The 16,614-nt window shown below is 72.9% G+C and carries 17 protein-coding genes and 1 pseudogene; 10 read left to right on the top strand and 8 right to left on the bottom strand.

Going from position 1 to position 16,614, the window contains the following annotated elements:
• Positions 1-15 precede the first annotated feature (15 nt).
• Entirely contained in the window at positions 16-255 is a 240-nt protein-coding gene (locus ABZ818_RS01805) for a hypothetical protein (protein ID WP_361409172.1), read from the bottom strand.
• Between the two features lie 58 nt (positions 256-313).
• Here ABZ818_RS01805 and map point away from each other — a divergent pair, with 58 nt between their 5' ends.
• Together map and ABZ818_RS01795 are read left to right on the top strand one after the other, a co-directional pair.
• Positions 314-1,171 (top strand): type I methionyl aminopeptidase, encoded by an 858-nt coding sequence (gene map / locus ABZ818_RS01800; protein WP_361409169.1) that lies wholly within the window; start codon positions 314-316, stop codon positions 1,169-1,171.
• A 158-nt stretch (positions 1,172-1,329) separates the two neighbouring features.
• On the top strand, positions 1,330-1,977 hold the full coding sequence (locus ABZ818_RS01795) for a biliverdin-producing heme oxygenase (protein ID WP_361409166.1): 648 nt from the start codon (positions 1,330-1,332) through the stop codon (positions 1,975-1,977).
• Between the two features lie 37 nt (positions 1,978-2,014).
• Here ABZ818_RS01795 and ABZ818_RS01790 read toward each other — a convergent pair whose 3' ends face one another.
• On the bottom strand, positions 2,015-2,659 hold the full coding sequence (locus ABZ818_RS01790; RefSeq protein WP_361409163.1) for a PhzF family phenazine biosynthesis protein: 645 nt from the start codon (positions 2,657-2,659) through the stop codon (positions 2,015-2,017).
• Positions 2,660-2,723: 64 nt separating this feature from the next.
• On the bottom strand, positions 2,724-3,086 hold the full coding sequence (locus tag ABZ818_RS01785; protein WP_361409601.1) for an HtaA domain-containing protein: 363 nt from the start codon (positions 3,084-3,086) through the stop codon (positions 2,724-2,726).
• Between ABZ818_RS01785 and ABZ818_RS01780 the strand changes: the two are divergent.
• The 6 genes and pseudogenes from ABZ818_RS01780 to ABZ818_RS01755 all read left to right on the top strand — a co-directional run.
• A pseudogene (locus ABZ818_RS01780) lies at positions 3,060-3,269 on the top strand (iron chelate uptake ABC transporter family permease subunit); the annotation flags it as partial. The gene ABZ818_RS01785 and the pseudogene ABZ818_RS01780 overlap by 27 nt on opposite strands.
• Positions 3,266-4,090 carry a heme ABC transporter ATP-binding protein gene (locus tag ABZ818_RS01775; protein ID WP_361409160.1) on the top strand — a complete coding sequence of 275 codons (825 nt, stop codon included), beginning with the start codon at positions 3,266-3,268 and terminating at the stop codon, positions 4,088-4,090. The pseudogene ABZ818_RS01780 and the gene ABZ818_RS01775, both read left to right, overlap by 4 nt.
• 189 nt (positions 4,091-4,279) lie before the next feature.
• Entirely contained in the window at positions 4,280-5,416 is a 1,137-nt protein-coding gene (efeO, locus tag ABZ818_RS01770; RefSeq protein WP_361409157.1) for an iron uptake system protein EfeO, read from the top strand.
• Between the two features lie 10 nt (positions 5,417-5,426).
• On the top strand, positions 5,427-6,686 hold the full coding sequence (gene efeB / locus ABZ818_RS01765) for an iron uptake transporter deferrochelatase/peroxidase subunit (protein WP_361409154.1): 1,260 nt from the start codon (positions 5,427-5,429) through the stop codon (positions 6,684-6,686).
• Positions 6,687-6,689: 3 nt separating this feature from the next.
• Positions 6,690-7,562, top strand: coding sequence for an iron uptake transporter permease EfeU (gene efeU, locus ABZ818_RS01760; protein WP_361409151.1), 873 nt, complete (start codon positions 6,690-6,692; stop codon positions 7,560-7,562).
• Positions 7,522-8,523: a hypothetical protein gene (locus ABZ818_RS01755; RefSeq protein WP_361409148.1), complete on the top strand. Its 1,002-nt coding sequence runs from the start codon at positions 7,522-7,524 to the stop codon at positions 8,521-8,523. Before efeU ends, ABZ818_RS01755 begins: the two co-directional genes overlap by 41 nt.
• Positions 8,524-8,575: 52 nt before the next feature.
• Here ABZ818_RS01755 and ABZ818_RS01750 read toward each other — a convergent pair whose 3' ends face one another.
• From ABZ818_RS01750 to ABZ818_RS01730, 5 genes are all read right to left on the bottom strand, one after another.
• Entirely contained in the window at positions 8,576-9,310 is a 735-nt protein-coding gene (locus ABZ818_RS01750; RefSeq protein ID WP_361409145.1) for a bifunctional DNA primase/polymerase, read from the bottom strand.
• Between the two features lie 121 nt (positions 9,311-9,431).
• Positions 9,432-10,061, bottom strand: a complete 630-nt coding sequence (locus tag ABZ818_RS01745; RefSeq protein ID WP_361409142.1) for a TetR/AcrR family transcriptional regulator — start codon at positions 10,059-10,061, stop codon at positions 9,432-9,434.
• A 69-nt stretch (positions 10,062-10,130) separates the two neighbouring features.
• Positions 10,131-11,126 carry a small ribosomal subunit Rsm22 family protein gene (locus ABZ818_RS01740; RefSeq protein ID WP_361409139.1) on the bottom strand — a complete coding sequence of 332 codons (996 nt, stop codon included), beginning with the start codon at positions 11,124-11,126 and terminating at the stop codon, positions 10,131-10,133.
• 702 nt (positions 11,127-11,828) lie between these two features.
• Complete coding sequence (locus ABZ818_RS01735; protein WP_361409137.1) at positions 11,829-13,016, bottom strand: serine hydrolase domain-containing protein; 1,188 nt, start codon at positions 13,014-13,016, stop codon at positions 11,829-11,831.
• Entirely contained in the window at positions 12,965-14,272 is a 1,308-nt protein-coding gene (locus ABZ818_RS01730; protein WP_361409134.1) for a multidrug effflux MFS transporter, read from the bottom strand. Before ABZ818_RS01730 ends, ABZ818_RS01735 begins: the two co-directional genes overlap by 52 nt.
• A 130-nt stretch (positions 14,273-14,402) precedes the next feature.
• On the opposite strand from ABZ818_RS01730, the gene ABZ818_RS01725 reads away from it, so the two are divergent.
• A complete protein-coding gene (locus ABZ818_RS01725) occupies positions 14,403-15,461 on the top strand; it encodes a Gfo/Idh/MocA family oxidoreductase (protein ID WP_361409131.1) in 1,059 nt (352 codons plus the stop codon).
• 78 nt (positions 15,462-15,539) lie between these two features.
• Positions 15,540-16,298 (top strand): SDR family oxidoreductase, encoded by a 759-nt coding sequence (locus ABZ818_RS01720; RefSeq protein WP_361409128.1) that lies wholly within the window; start codon positions 15,540-15,542, stop codon positions 16,296-16,298.
• Positions 16,299-16,614 lie beyond the last annotated feature (316 nt).

The following is a 16,614-nucleotide window of genomic DNA, read 5'->3' as shown; positions in this document are numbered from 1 at the left end:
CGCCTTCGGGCCTGATCAGCCCCCGCTGCCCTCCTCGGTGCCGCCCGTCGGCGCGTCGTGCCAGCGGGGGTCGTTCTCCCACTGGAGGTTGCGTTCGCGGGCGGTGTCCATCGCGTGCTGGGCCTCCTCGCGCGAGGCGTACGGGCCGAACCGGTCCTTGGCGGGACACTCGGGCCCCTCCTCGACCTTCTTGTGCTCCAGGCAGTAGTACCACTCGCCCGGCTTTCCGGCGGTCCGCTTCTTGAACAGGGCCATGACCAGCTCCTCTCGCCACGGACATGTTCCCCCATCGCCCCCGGATAGACTCGCCGACATGTCTGGCCAGTCGTTGCTCGTCCCCGGGGAGCTGTCCCCGCCCCGTTCCGTGCCCGGAAACATCCGCCGCCCCGAGTACGTCGGCAGGCCGGCGCCGAAACCGTACGCCGGGCCGGAGGTGCAGACGCCGGAGACCGTCGAGGCGATGCGGATCGCCGGGCGGATCGCCGCGCAGGCGATGGCGGAGGCGGCGCGGCACATCGCGCCCGGCGTCACCACGGACGAGCTGGACCGGGTGGCGCACGAGTTCATGTGCGACCACGGCGCCTATCCCTCCACGCTCGGCTACCGCGGCTTCCCCAAGTCGCTGTGCGCCTCGGTCAACGAGGTCATCTGCCACGGCATCCCGGACTCGACCGTGCTGCGGGACGGCGACATCGTCAACCTGGACGTGACGGCGTACATCGGCGGGGTGCACGGGGACAACAACGCGACGTATCTCGTGGGTGACGTGGACGAGGAGAGCCGCCTGCTGGTGGAGCGCACCCGCGAGGCCCTCAACCGCGCGATCAAGGCGGTCCGCCCCGGGCGGCAGATCAACATCATCGGCCGGGTCATCGAGTCGTACGCCAAGCGGTTCGGCTACGGCGTGGTCCGGGACTTCACCGGTCACGGCATCAACACGTCGTTCCACTCCGGGCTGATCGTCCCGCACTACGACAGCCCGCACGCCACGACGGTCATCCAGCCCGGAATGACCTTCACGATCGAGCCGATGCTGACGCTGGGCACGTACGAGTACGACGTCTGGGAGGACGGCTGGACGGTCGTCACCAAGGACCGCAGGCGCACCGCCCAGTTCGAGCACACGCTGGTGGTGACGGAGACGGGGGCGGAGATCCTCACGCTGCCGTAGGACCGCGCCGGCCTCGGCTGTGGCCCGCTCCCTTCGGGGGCGGGCCTTTTCTTGCATCCTCATGTATCCGTTTGACCGGAATTCGACGTACAGTTTTCCCGACAGGGTGTCGGTAAACTCATTGACTTAGGTAAGGCTTACCTTAGAGGATGTGCCGCATGGATTCCTTCTCGACACTCATCCGCACCGCCTCCCACGAGCAGCACACGGAGGCGGAGACCTCGACCTTCATGAGTGATCTGCTCGGCGGCCGGCTCGGCGTGGACGCGTACGCGCGGTACACCGAGCAGCTCTGGTTCGTGTACGAGGCGCTGGAGGACGGGGCCGGACGGCTGGCGTCGGATCCGGTGGCGGGCCCGTTCATCCGGCCCGAGCTGTTCCGGTTGGCCGCGCTGGAGCGGGACCTGGAGCATCTGCGCGGTGCCTCCTGGCGCTCGGAGGTGAGCGTGCTGCCCGCGACCGAGGCGTACGCGGCACGGGTGCGCGAGTGCGCCGAGCGGTGGCCGGCCGGCTACATCGCCCACCACTACACCCGCTACCTCGGAGACCTCTCCGGCGGCCAGATCATCCGCGACAAGGCGGAGAAGACGTGGGGCTTCACGAAGAAGGGCGACGGCGTCCGCTTCTACGTCTTCGAGGAGATCCCCAACCCGGCCGCGTTCAAGCGGAGTTACCGCGAACTCCTGGACACCGTCAACGCCGACGACCTGGAGAGGCAGCGGATCGTGACCGAGTGCAAGAAGGCGTTCTCCTTGAACACGGCGGTCTTCCACGCCCTGGGCGAGGAGTTCCCCCTGTCGGCGTGACCCTGGCCGGGAGTCAGGGGGGCACGGCCCGTGCCCGTCAGCGTTCCAGGATCACCCGGCCGCCGACCTCCGCCCAGCCGCCCGGCTGGGGTGCCGTCAGGATCTGCGAACCCGCGCCCTGGACGATGTTCAGGGCACGGCCCAGTTGGGCCGTGAGCAGCAGGGCCGCCGCGCCTGTTGCCTCGTCCTCGTCGATGCCGTCGTCGCGGCCGGGGAAGGCGCGGGCGCGGACGCGGCCGGCGGCCTCGTCCTCCCAGGACCAGGCGTAGATCCACTCGCCGGGTGGCGGTACGGGCAGGTCGTCGACCTCCGCGGCGGTGGCGTACTGGCGCAGGGTGCGCGGTGGGGCCCACTCCGGGCGTGCCTCGATCCAGGTGAACTCGCCGTCCAGGCGGGTGCCCACGGTGCCGGCGGGGGTGACCAGTTCCGGCACGTCCAGGAGCCACGCCACCCCCACGCAGGGGTGGCCCGCGAACGGCAGGCGCAGGGTGGGGGTGTAGATGTCGATGACGCCGCGCTCGGGGTCGTCGACGAACACCGTCTCGCTGAAGCCGAGTTTGGCGGCCAGCTCCTGGCGGTCGTCCTGGTCGGGGACGAGCGAGCCGTCGCGTACGACACCGAGTTCGTTGCCGTAGCCGCCGCGCGGCCCGCAGAAGACGCGCAGGACGTCGTAGTCAGTCACCCGGGCATTGAAGCATCGCGGCGGCGGTGCCGTCCGAACGGGACGGTACCGCCACCATCGCGCCTCAGGCCTGCGTGTCGCGCCGCCTGCGCTGTGCGAAGAGCACGCCCGCGCCCGCCGCCACGGTCGCCGCGGCGGCCCCGCCCAGGGCGCCCACCGGGACGTCCGAGCCGGTGGCGGCCATGCTGCCGCCGATGCCGCCGGTGGTGGAGCCGATGCCCCCGGTCGCCGAACCCGTACCCCCCGTGTCGCCCGTGCCGGAGCCGCCGCCCGAAGTGCCGTTGCCGGAGGGGAGTTCGGCGCCCTTCGTGAGAGCGACGGACAGGCTCACCGGGTCGAGCGCGGTGCCCTTGTCGTAGAAGCCGCCGAACGCCTTGGCACCGGCCTCGGTCAGCGTTGCCTGCGGATGGCGGCCGGGCCCGGGCACCGCTTCCTGGTGCCGGGCAGCGCCCTGCTCGGCGCGCTCGTCCTGCTCGCCGCGGACCTGGCCGCCCGCACCGTCGCCGCACCCGCCGAGCTTCCGCTCGGCGTGCTCATCGCACTGGTCGGCAGCCCGTTCTTCTTCTGGCTGCTGGGCCGCACCCGCCGCAGGCAAGGAGGCTGGGCATGAGACTGCCGAGGATCCGACCGGTTCCTCCCGCCCCGGCCCGGGCCGGTGACGTGCTCGCCGAGACGGAGGCGCTGCATGTGCGCCGGGGCGCCCGCGAGGTGCTCGACGGCGTCGACGTCGCGGTCCGCGCCGGTGAGGTGCTGGCCCTGGTGGGCTCCAACGGCGCCGGGAAGTCGACCCTGTTGGGCGCGCTCGCCGCCGATCTCCCGCCCACGCGGGGCGTGGTGCGCGTCCACGGCCGTCCGGCCCACGAGTGGTCCGCACCCGAACTCGCGCTGCGCCGCGCCGTGCTCCCGCAGTCGGCGGCGCTCTCCTTCCCCTTCGCAGTGGAGGAGGTCGTACGGATGGGCCGAGCCCCGCACGCTTCCTCGGCCTCCCCGGACGAGGACGAGCGGATCGTGGCCGAGGCGATGGCCGCCACCGAGGTGACCGCGTTCGCCGCGCGCCCGTTCCCGGCGCTCAGCGGCGGCGAGCGGGCCCGGGTCGCGCTCGCCCGGGTGCTGGCCCAGCGGGCACCGCTGCTGCTGCTCGACGAGCCGACCGCCGCGCTCGACCTGAAGCACCAGGAGATGGTGCTGCGGCTGTGCCGGGCAAGGGCGCACGCCGGGGACGCGGTCGCCGTGGTGCTGCACGACCTGGGGCTGGCCGCCGCGTACGCGCACCGGGCCGCGATCCTGTGCGCCGGCCGTGTCGTGGCCGACGGACCGCCCGCCGAGGTCTTCTCCGAGGCGCTGCTCTCCCGGGTCTGCGACCAGCGGGTGGAAGTGCTTCCGCACCCGCGTACGGGCGCGGTCCTGGTGACCCCCAGACGAAGTCCTTGACCTGTCTTTGGACATCCCTTTGCCCCTGCTTGACGCATTCGCGATCAGTTCGTTCCCGTACGCGGATCATGAGACCTGAATCACGGTCCGCACGGGTAGGAACCAGGTAAGCCTCGGTTAAGTTAGGCAAGCCTCACCAATGGTCGTGGGGCGTCAGGTCACCTTCCAGCCACTTCCGGGAGCCCTCGCATGCGAGCCGTCCGCCTCTCCGTCATCACCGCCGCCGCAGCGGTCGCTCTGACCGCCGTGACGGCCTGTACGCAGAAGAGCGACACACAGGACGGCGACCGCGTGGTCGGTGTGACCGCGAAGGACGACGCCTGCGAGATCTCGAAGAAGGAGTTCCCGGCCGGGCACGTCGAACTCGCCATCGAGAACAAGGGCTCGAAGATCACCGAGGTCTACCTCCTCTTCCCGGACGACCGGATCGTCGCCGAGCGCGAGAACATCGGCCCCGGCATCAAGCAGAAGGTCACCGCCGAGGTGAAGGCCGGCGCCTACGTCATCGCCTGCAAGCCGGGCATGAAGGGCAAGGGCATCCGCCAGGAGGTCAAGGCGGCCGGCGGCACGGCCGCCAAGCGCGACCCCAAGCTGGACGCGGCCGTGGCCCAGTACCGCCAGTACGTCCAGGAGCAGGCCGACGAGACCCTGCCCCGCGTCGAGGCCTTCGTGAAGGCGATCAAGGCCGGCGATCTGCCGGCCGCCAAGAAGGCGTACGCGATCTCCCGCCTCGGCTGGGAGCGCACCGAGCCGGTCGCGGAGTCCTTCGGCGACATCGACCCCAAGGTCGACGTCCGCGAGGACGGCCTGGAGGACGGCCAGAAGTGGACCGGCTGGCACCGCCTGGAGAAGGCGCTGTGGAAGGACGGCAAGATCGGCGCCGAGGAGAAGACGCTCGCCGGGCAGCTCCTCACCGACCTCCAGGACTGGCAGAAGCGGGTCGGCACCGCCGAGATCACCCCGACCTCCATGGCCAACGGCGCCAAGGAACTCCTCGACGAGGTCGCCCAGGGCAAGGTCACCGGCGAGGAGGACCGCTACGCCCACACCGACCTGGTCGACTTCAAGGGCAACGTCGAGGGCGCGCAGAAGGCGTACGAACTCCTCAAGCCGGTCGCCTCGAAGAACGACCCGGCGCTGGCCGAGGAGCTCGACAAGCAGTTCGCCGCGCTCGAGGCGCTTCTCGACAAGTACCGCACGGACAAGGCGTCGTACGAGTTCGTCTCCTACGACAAGGTCGGCAAGGACGACCGCAAGGAGCTCTCGGACGCGGTGAACGCGCTCGCCGAGCCGCTGTCCAAGCTCGCCGCGGCCGTTGTGAAGTAGAGGGCGGGAGATGACCGAGACCCAGGGCAGCACTCCGTCCCGCCGCGCCGTGATCGGCTGGGGCGGGGCCGGGATCGCGCTCGGCGCCGTCGCGGCCGGCGGCGCGGTGGCGATGACCAAGGCCGGCTCCGACCTCGACCCGGTCGGCGCGGAGGCGGGCGGCGCGGTGGAGTTCCACGGCGTCCACCAGGCAGGCATCGCCACGCCCGTGCAGGACCGGCTGCACTTCGCCGCGTTCGACGTGAAGACCGACGACCGCGCCGAGTTCGTGCGGATGCTGAAGGACTGGACGGCCGCCGCGCGCCGGATGACCGCCGGCAAGGAGGTCGGTGAGGGCGCGTACGGCGGACTCGCCGAGGCGCCGCCCGACGACACCGGCGAGGCGCTGGGCCTCAAGCCCTCGCGGCTGACGCTGACCATCGGCTTCGGGCCGTCGCTGTTCGAGAAGTTCGGGCTGGGGGACAGGCGGCCGGCCGCCCTGGTGGACCTCCCCAAGTTCCCCGGCGACAACCTGGACCGCTCCCGCACCGGCGGCGACCTGTGCATCCAGGCCTGCGCGGACGACCCGCAGGTCGCCGTGCACGCGATCCGCAACCTGGCCCGTATCGGCTTCGGCAAGGTCGCCGTCCGCTGGTCCCAGCTCGGCTTCGGCAAGACCTCCTCCACCACCCCGGACGCCCACACCCCGCGCAACCTCTTCGGGTTCAAGGACGGCACCCGCAACATCGCGGGCACCGAGAACGGCCGGCTGGACAAGTTCGTCTGGGTCGGCGACAAGGACGGCGCCGCGAATGACACCTGGATGCACGGGGGTTCGTACCTCGTGGCCCGGCGCATCCGGATGAACATCGAGACCTGGGACCGGGCTCCGCTCCAGGAGCAGGAGGACATCTTCGGCCGGGACAAGGGCGAGGGCGCACCGGTCGGCAAAGCCAAGGAGCACGACGAGCCGTTCCTGAAGGCGATGAAGCCCGACGCGCACGTACGGCTCTCGCACCCCGACGCCAACGGCGGGATCACGATCCTGCGCCGCGGCTACTCCTTCACCGACGGAACCGACGGCCTCGGCCGCCTGGACGCCGGACTGTTCTTCCTGGCCTACCAGCGCGACCCGCGCAACGGGTTCATCCCGCTCCAGCGCAAGCTGGCGGCGTCGGACGCGCTCAACCAGTACATCCAGCACGTGGGTTCGGCGGTCTTCGCGATCCCGCCCGGCGTGCGTGATCCGCACGACTGGTGGGGACGCACCCTGCTGTCCGAGGAGGCGTGACCCGTGTTCTCCAACTATCTGATCGGCCTGCGCGAGGGGCTGGAAGCCAGCCTCGTCGTGTGCATCCTCATCGCCTATCTGGTCAAGACCGGCCGCAGGGACGCCCTGAAGCCCGTCTGGGCCGGCATCGGCATCGCGGTCGCCATCGCCATGGGCTTCGGCTGTGTCCTCGAATTCGGCTCCCAGGAGCTGACGTTCGAGGCGAAGGAGGCGCTCGGCGGCGGCCTGTCGGTCCTCGCCGTCGCCCTGGTGACCTGGATGGTCTTCTGGATGCGGCGCACCGCCCGGCATCTGAAGTCCGAACTGCACGGCAAGCTGGACCAGGCCCTGGCGATGGGCACGGGCGCGCTGGTCGCCACCGCGTTCCTGGCCGTGGGCCGTGAGGGCCTGGAAACCGCCCTGTTCGTGTGGGCGTCGGTCCACGCGGCCTCCGACGGCACCCCGCGCCCGCTGATCGGGGTCGCCCTCGGCCTGGCCACGGCGGTCTTCCTGGGCTGGCTGTTCTACCGGGGCGCGCTGCGGATCAACCTCGCCAAGTTCTTCACCTGGACCGGCGCCATGCTGGTCGTCGTCGCGGCGGGGGTGCTGGCGTACGGCGTCCACGACCTCCAGGAGGCCGCCTGGATCCCGGGGCTGGGCAACCTCGCCTTCGACATCAGCGGGACCATCCCGCCGGACAGTTGGTACGGCACGCTGCTGAAGGGCGTGTTCAACTTCCAGCCCGACCCGACCATCCTCCAGGTCACGGTGTGGCTGCTGTACCTGGTCCCGACGCTCACGCTCTTCTTCGCCCCGGTAGGGTTCGCCTCCGGGAAGAGGAAGGTTTCGGTGGCTGATGAGCAGGGTTCGCGGCCCTCACAGGCTTCGCAGGCTTGAGCGTTGGGCGACGGCGGCGGTCACGGCGGTCGCGCTGACGCTGACGGCGAGCGGGTGCGTGGTGGTGCACGGCGAGCGTGAGGTGCTTCCGGCCACCACCCCCGCGGATGCCGCGAAGGCGCTGACACGGTTCACCGACGCCTACAACGAGGCCGACAAGGCCTACGACCGCACCCTGGACGCGGACTTCGTCACCGGCGCGCTCGGCGCCATCGACGGGGCGCGGCTGAAGGCGGGGCGCACCAACAACCCGGGCGGCAACTCGGCGCACACGCCGCTGACGCTGACGGACGCGAAGTTCACGATCCCCAAGAAGGCGGGCTGGCCGCGCTGGTTCCTCGCCGACGCCAAGGGGAACAAGGGCGGCGACCAGCGGTGGCTGCTGGTGTTCCTGCGCTACGGCGCCACCGAGGAGTGGCGGGTGGCGTATCTGACGCTGGCGGCCCCCGGCGACGTGCCGGAGTTCCGGAAGGACACGGACGGCCTGGCCGAGGCCCTGCCCGAGAGCAGCACCGAACTGGCGGCCGCGCCCGGCGACTTGAGCAAGGACTACGCGACGTACCTGGGCAGCGGCGGGGACGCCTTCGCCGACGGCACGCACACCACCGGCTGGCGCAAGCTGCGTACCAAGGCCGCGAGCCGGCCGGGGCTGGCGCGGCAGTACATCGACCAGCCCATGGCGGACGGCGCCTACGCCCCGCTGGCGCTGCGCACCGCGGACGGCGGCGCGCTGGTGTTCTTCGCCACCCGCCACTACGAGAAGCAGACCGCCGCCGAGGGGGCCTCCGTCCCCACCCCCAACAAGGACGTCCAGGCTCTCACCACGGGCGAGGTCAGGCAGTCCCTGACGATGGAGTTCATATCCAACCAGGTGGCCCTCGACCCGCCGAGGGGCGCGGCCGGACAGCGGGTGTCGATACTGGCCCGCGTCCAGGGCCTCACCTCGGCCCAGGGCGAGTAGCGCACGGACCACGCACACGGCGTCCGGGACGAAACCCCCGGACCACGAAGGTTCAGTGGTGCAGGGGCCAGGTGGTGGAGTGGGAGTCCGGCTCCTGGGCGGCGTAGCGGGCGCAGGCGTCGGTGAGGGGTTCCAGGAGGCTCAGCGGGTCCGGGAGGGCGCACTCGGGGCCGCGCAGCCAGCGCACCTGCTGGTCGTCGCCGGGCAGGCGGGCCGGCGGGACCAGGACGTAGGAGCCGCGGCAGTGCCAGCGCAGACCCGGGTGCTCGTCCATGGTCTCCGGATGGCAGTCCAGCTCGCAGGGCCACCACTCGTCCTCGTCCTCGGGCGTGCCGCGGGTGAGGGTGAAGAACAGCATGCGGCCGTCGTCGCTCTCGGCGACCGGACCGACCTCGACGCCCTCGGCGAGCAGCCGCTCCAGGGCCTTGCGGCCGGCCTCCAGAGGCACGTCGAGGACGTCGTGCACCATTCCGGTCGCGGTGATGAAGTTGGCCTGCGGCTGGTGCCGGGCCCAGCGCTCGATCTGGGCGCGGTCGGTGGTCGACTGCGTCTGCCAGGCGAACGACACCGGGTGCCGGGCGGGCGTGGGACAGCCGACGCGGTCGCAGGAGCAGCCGTATCCGGTCGCCGGGTGCGCGGCGGGCGCGAGGGGAAGTCCCGCGGTGGCGGCGGCGAGCAGCAGGTCCTCACGACCGCCGTCGCCGGCCGTCTCCTTGGGGCGGCGTCCCCGCAGCCACCTGGTGAGTTTGCCCTGCCGGCCGGTGCGGTCGCCGAACTCCGCGCTCATCTATCCCCTGACCTCGCTGGTGTGGACAGCATGCCCCATGCTGCCACCATCCTCCGTCTCGGGGGGCCGGAGCCCGCAACCGGGGTGGCCGCGCCCGCCTCCGGGGTGGCCGCGGCGGCGCTCAGCGCGGCGCGAGCCCGTACAGCGCGTAGTCGACGAGGGTGTCGGTGTACTCATAGGAGATCGGCGCGGTGCGCTGGAGCCAGCGCTGGGCGAGCGGGGAGACGAAGAGCTCCAGGGCGATGCGCGGGTCGACGCCGGGGCGTACGGCGCCGGCGTCCTGGGCCGAGCGCAGCCTGCGGACGTACAGCTCCAGTTGCGGCTGGAGCAGCTTGGCCACGAACTCCCGGCCAAGTTGCTCGTTCACCACGCCCTCGGCGGCCAGGGCCCGGGCGGGTGCCTCGAACACCGGGTCGAACAGCTCGTCGACGGTGGCGCGCAGGACGGCCTTGAGGTCGGCGGCGAGGTCGCCGGTGTCGGGGATGCCGTCCGGCTGCCCCTCCCCCTGCGCGTCCCCCTGCCGGGCCGCCGCCTGCTCGCCGAGGTCGAGGAACGCCTCCATGAGCACGTCCGCCTTCGAAGGCCACCAGCGGTAGATCGTCTGCTTGCCCACGCCGGCCCGCGCGGCGATCGACTCGATCGTGGTCTTCGGGTACCCGGTCTCGGCGACGAGCGCGAGGGCGGCGGCGTAGATCGCGCGGCGGGACTTCTCACTGCGGCGGCTGGCGTCGGGGGCGGGCTTGTCGGGCATGCGCCGACGGTAGCAGGGGCGTGAGACGGCGCGTCTCGCCGCTCCTTCCGCACCGTGCGGGGCCGGTGGCTAGCGCGTCGGGTCGGGGGGCGGCCAGGGGTCGCCCCAGTCCGTGTCGCGCGCCGCCTTGTACAGGTCGCCGTGGCGTTTGGTGACCGTCTCCCGTCGCAGGCCCTCGTCGGGCGCGCACAGGTTCAGCAGGACCTGGCCCTTGCGGATCTGGGGGCGGCGGACGACGCGCGCGGAGGCCGGGACGACCGGGAAGCGGGTGGCGGCGACGTAGCTGAACTTCTCGTCCTCGTAGGCGAGGGAGCCGCCCTTGACCTGCCGGTGCAGGGAGGACCGGCTGACCCGGGCCGAGAAGTGGCACCAGTCGGTGCCGGGCACGATCGGGCAGGCGGCGCTGTGCGGGCAGGGCGCGGCGACCTGGAAGCCGGCGGCGATCAGCCGGTCCCGGGCCTCGATGACGCGGGCGTAGCCGTCGGGTGTGCCGGGTTCGACGACCACGACGGCGCGGGCGGCGGCCGCGGCGGCGTCCACGACGGCCGCGCGGTCGGCCTCGGTCAGCTCGCCCAGGACGTAGGAGACGGTGACGAGGTCGGTGTCGTCGAGGGTGAGCGCCGCGCCGATCCGGGCGCGCTGCCAGCGGGCGTCCCGCAGGGCCGGGTCGGCCTCGGCGATCTCCCGGCCGAGGGCGAGCGCGGGCGGGGCCCAGTCGAGCACGGTCACCGGCCGGACGCCGTCCCAGGTGGCGCCGACGGCCCAGGCGGCTGCGCCGGTCCCGCCGCCGACGTCGGTGTGGCTGCCGGGCGTCCACTCGGGGGCGGCCTCCGCGAACGCTTCCAGCGCCGAGCGGACCGCCTCGAAGGTGGCCGGCATCCGGTAGGCGGCGTAGGCGACCACGTCGGCGCGGTCGCGCAGGATCGGCGCGTCGGTCGGGGTGCTCCCCCGGTAGTTGGCGATCAGCCGCTCCACGGCACCCGCGGCCTGCCGGGGCGGCAGCCCGTCGAGCAGACCGGAGAGCGCGGAGCGGAGGGTCTCCGACGGGGGTACGACGTCGTTCACCGTGCGATTCTCTCAGGTCCGGCAGGCCACCCGGACCGCGCGCGTCCCCCAGGCCCGGCGGGCCACCCGGACCGCTCCCGCCGCTCATGCTGCGCAGGCCACCCAAACCGCCGCGCCCCCGGGCTCGGCGGGCCGCCAGGACCGCTCACGCCTCTCATGCCCGGCAGGCCGCCCGGAACACTCACGCCTCAATCAAGCCCCGGAGGCCGCCCCCAGATCACTCTCGCCTCTCATGCCCCACAGGCCCCCGGACCGCTCCCGCCGTTCACGCTGCGCAGGCCGCCCGGACCACCCGCGCCCCTCAGGCCCGGCGGGCCGCCCCTACCGCTCGGGCCAGCCGGGTTGCGGCGAGCCGCCCCGGACCACTCACGCCCCTCAGGCCCGGCACACCGCCAAGACCGCCCACGCCTCCCAGGCCCGACACACCGCCAAGACACCCACGCCTCCCAGGCCCGACGCACCGCCCAGACCCCCACGCCCCTCAAGCCCGGCGGGCCGCCCGTACCGCTCGGGCCAGCCGGGTTGCGGCGAGCCACCCCGGACCCGCCCACGCCCCTCAGGCCCGGCACACCGCCAAGACCACCCACGCCTCCCAGGCCCGACACACCGCCCAGACCCCCACGCCCCTCAAGCCCGGCGGGCCGCCCGTACCGCTCGGGCCAGGCGGGTTGCGGCGAGCCTCTCCAGACCCGCTCGCGCCCCTCAGGCCCGGCGGGCCATCCGTGCCGCTCGGGCCAGGCGGGTCGCCGCTGCCGCGCGTGGGGTGCTTGTCGGTGGGCGGCGGCGGGGGTGGACCGTGTTGGCGAGGAGGATCAGGAAGGCGTCCGTGGCGGGGTCGAGGACCAGGGACGTGCCGGTGAAGCCCGTGTGGCCCGCCGCGCCGCCGCCCGCCAGTTCGCCCATGAACCACGGCTGGTCCACGGCGAAACCCAGGCCCGGCGCGGCGAGCAGCAGCTCGACGAAGTCGGGGCCGAGTATCCGGGCGGGGCCGTACGAGCCGCCCGCGAGGAGCGTGCGGCAGAAGACCGCGAGGTCGGGGGCCGTCGAGAACAGGCCCGCGTGCCCGGCCACACCGCCCAGCGCCCAGGCGTTCTCGTCGTGGACCTCGCCGCGCAGCATCCCCCGGTCCGCCTTGGCCCACGGCCGCCGCTGGTCCTCGGTCGCCGCCGCGCCGGGGCACGGGCCGAAGCGGGTCGACGCCATGCCCAGCGGGCGGGTGATCCCGTCGCGGACCAGGACGTCCAGGGTGCGGCCGGTGATCCGCTCCAGGACGTGCTGGAGCAGCAGCGGGTTGAGGTCCGAGTAGGTGTACGTGCCGGGCAGGCCCACCGGGGCCTCCGCGCGCAGCATCGCCGACCGGGAGGCGTCGTCGGGGCAGTCGTACAGCGGGAGTTCGGAGCGCAGCCCGGAGGTGTGGGTGAGCAACTGCCGTACGGTGACGCCGTGCGCGGCGGCCGCCGTGAACTCCGGCAGGTACGCCCCCACCCGCGCGTCGATGCCCAGCGTGCCCCGCTCGATCTGCTGCACGGCGGCGACCGCGGTGAACAGCTTGGTGAGGGAGGCCAGGTCGAACGGCGTGTCCAGGGTCATCGGCACCCGCTGGGCGGGCGGCAGTTCGACCCCCCGGTCGGTGGCGGGGTCGTAGGACGCGTACCGCACCGCCCAGCCCGCCGCCTCCGCGACGGCGACCACCGGACCACGCCCGGCGATCACGACGGCGCCCGCCGCCCAGGGGTTCTCCCCGTTGGTGAGGTCGTGGACCTCGCGGACGAGGTGACGCAGCTCGGCGGGGTCCAGTCCGGCCTTCTCCGGTGTGTCCCCGCGCAGTCTCGGTGCGCTCAGCTCTCCTCCCCCGGGCTCTCGGCCGCACGTGGCCTCCAGGGACGGCACATTCCCATGAAGCAGGCCAGCGCCACCAGTGCGGCCGCCAGTTGGACCAGCGCCATGGGCACGGCGGTGTGCTCCCCGGCGATCCCGACCAGCGGGGAGGCGACCGCGCCGATGAGGAAGGAGGACGTACCGAGCAGGGCGGACGCGGAACCGGCATGCTGCCGGGTGCGCATCAGGGCGAGCGCCTGGGTGTTGGGCAGGGTGACGCCCATCGCGGACATGAGCACGAACAGCGCGGCGGCCACCGGCACCAGGCCCACGTCCCCGAAGACACCCGCGGCCATCAGCAGCAGGCCGGTCGCGGCCAGGATGACCACGGCGAGGCCGACGGCCAGCACCCGGTCCAGGCGGACGCGGCCGACCAGCACCCGGCCGTTGATCTGGCCCACGATGACCAGCCCGACCGAATTGACCCCGAACAGCAGGCTGTACGTCTGCGGGGAGGCGCCGTAGATCTCCTGGATCACGAACGGCGAGGCGGCTATGTACGCGAACAGCGCGGCGAAGGCGAAGCCGCCCGCGAGCAGGTACCCGGTGAAGGCGCGGTCGGCGAGCAGCCGGCGCATCGAGCCCAGCGTCTCCCCCACCCCGCCGCCGTGCCGCCGGGCGGGCGGCAGGGTCTCCGGGAGCCGGGTCCAGACCACGACGGCCAGCAGCGCCCCGACCACCGTGAGGACGACGAACACGCCCCGCCAGTCCGTCACCCGCAGGATCTGCCCGCCGATCAGCGGCGCCACGATCGGGGCGACCCCGGAGATCAGCATCAGGGTGGAGAAGAAGCGGGCCATGGCCACGCCGTCGTACAGGTCCCGGACGACCGCGCGGGCGATCACGATGCCGGCCGCGCCCGACAGGCCCTGGGCCAGCCGGAAGGCGACCAGCGTCTCGACGTTCGGGGCGAACGCGCACAGCGCGGTGGCGAGGACGTAGACGGCCAGCCCGGCCAGCAGCGGGCGGCGGCGCCCCCACCGGTCGCTCATCGGGCCGACCACGATCTGCCCGAGCGCCATGCCGGCCAGGCAGGCGGTCAGCGTGAGCTGGACGGTCGCGGCCGGGGCGTGCAGGGACCGGGTGACCTCCGGCAGCGACGGGAGGTACATGTCCATCGCGAGCGGGGGCGTCGCGGTCAGCCCGCCGAGGATCAGGGTCACCAGCAGCCCGGCGCTGCGGGCCGCGCGCGCCGGTGATCCGGCGAGTCCTCGCTCCGGTACGGCCGTCCGCGGCGCGTGTGGCGCCGGCGCCCCACCCTCCGACATGTGTGGCCCTCCCTCTCCGGCCCTCACCGGCCGTCTTCGGCCTTGTCCGGCCCTCTCCGTCTGATCCGCCGCCTATGCTCTCAGCTCGTACACCGTGCCGAGGAACGCGTGATCGAGGGTGGGGTCCGGGATGTCGGAAGTGTCCGGGGTGGCGGAACAGACGGTGCGCTGGGGGATCCTGGCGACCGGCCAGATCGCGGCCGCGTTCACCGCGGACCTGGTGGACCTGCCGGACGCCGAGGTCGTGGCGGTGGCCTCGCGCACCGAGGAGCCGGCGAAGGCGTTCGCGGAACGGTTCGGGATCCCGCGGGCCTACGGCGACTGGGAGGCGCTCGCCCACGACCCGGACGTCGACGTCGTCTACGTCGCCGCCCCGCACGCGGCCCACCGGGCGGCCGCCGGCCTGTGCCTGGAGGCCGGGCGGAACGTGCTGTGCGAGAAGCCGTTCACGCTGAACCTGCGGCAGGCCCGGGAACTCGTCGCGCTCGCCCGGGAACACGACCGGTTCCTGATGGAGGCCATGTGGATGTACTGCAATCCACTGGTACGGCGCCTGAAGGCACTGGTCGAGGACGGCGTGATCGGCGAAGTGCGCACCGTCCAGGCCGACTTCGGGCTCGCCGGCCCCTTCCCGCCCTCGCACCGGCTGCGCGACCCGCGCCTGGGCGGCGGGGCGCTGCTCGACCTCGGCGTCTACCCGGTGTCGTTCGCGCAGTTGCTGCTCGGCGAGCCGTCGGACGTGACGGCCAGGGCGGTGCTCTCCGCGGAGGGCGTCGACCTCCAGACCGGCGCGCTGCTGTCCTGGGACGGCGGCGCGCTGGCGCAGTTGCACTGCTCCATCACGGGCTCCACGGCGACCTGCGCCTCGGTCACCGGCTCCGAGGGCCGGATCGACGTGCCCTCCGGCTTCTTCCACCCGGAGCGTTTCGTGCTGCGCCGGCACGGGCGTGAGCCGGAGGAGTTCACCGCGGACCCGGCCGACGGTCCGCGCACCAGCCTGCGGCACGAGGCGCTGGAGGTGATGCGGGCCCTGCGCGCCGGCGAGACGGAGTCGCCGCTCGTACCGCTGGAAAGCACCCTGGCGGTGATGCGGACACTGGACGCGGTGCGGGAGCGCATCGGCGTGCGGTATCCGGGGGAGGCGGGCGGACCGGAGGCCGGCCAGGACCGGGAGCCCGCGCTCGCCTGAGCCCCGCGGCATCGGGCGGGCATCCGTATGGCGGACAGTGGATTCCGCGTGGCGGACCGTCCTCGTACGCTCCGTGCCATGACCGACAGGCAATCGAAGATCGCCGTGGTGACCGGCGCCGGCTCGGGCATCGGGCGGGCCGTCGCCGTGGAACTGCTGCGCGCGGGCTGGTCCGTGGCCCTGGCGGGGCGTCGCCCCGAGACGCTGGCGGAGACGGCGGCGCTCGCCCCCGAGGCCGCCTCCCTCGCCGTACGCACCGACGTGGCCCGGCCGGACGACGTGGCCGCGCTGTTCGCGGCCACCGTCGAGCGGTTCGGACGCGTCGACCTGCTGTTCAACAACGCGGGCACGTTCGGACCGGGCGGCGTGCCGGTGGAGGACCTGTCCTACGAGGCGTGGCGGCACGTGGTGGACACCAACCTCAACGGGACCTTCCTGTGCGCGCAGGCGGCGTACCGGCAGATGAAGGAGCAGGACCCGCAGGGCGGCCGGATCATCAACAACGGCTCGATCTCGGCGCACACACCCCGGCCCCACTCGGCGCCCTACACCGCCACCAAGCACGCCCTGACCGGCCTGACCAAGGCGCTCTCCCTGGACGGGCGGCCGTACCGGATCGCGGTCGGGCAGATCGACATCGGCAACGCGGCCACCGACATGACGGCCCGGATGGAGTCGGGCGCCCTCCAGGCCAACGGGGAGGTGGTCCCGGAACCCGTGATGGACGTCGCCGACGTGGCCCGCACCGTGCGGCACATGGCCGAGCTGCCACTGGAGGCGAACGTGCAGTTCGCGACGGTGCTGGCGACGACGATGCCGTACGTGGGGCGGGGCTGAGCGGTCCGGAACGGAGCCGAACGGCCCGGGACGGACGGCGAAACGGGCCGCCGACGGGCAATCTGCACAAGCGGAGTTCCAACCTCCGTACCGTCGGGGCCGGTAGCACACCTATGCTCGACATCTCCTCCATCAGAGCTTCACAGTTGGAGCGACACGCTTCCGCCGGACGGACCCATAGCCACATCTCGGGGGGAAGGCGGCAGTCGTTCCACGCCACCGGTCGGGGGTGGACCCCGCGAGGGGGGGGACCGCGGGGTACGCACCGGTGCGTGGAACGGCTGCCGCACGTACGGCTGCGGCTCAGACGGCTACA

Origin of the sequence: Streptomyces sp. NPDC047453, assembly GCF_040643155.1 — a bacterium.
Taxonomy (GTDB): Bacteria; Actinomycetota; Actinomycetes; order Streptomycetales; family Streptomycetaceae; genus Streptomyces.
This window is presented reverse-complemented; position numbering and strand designations above follow the sequence as displayed.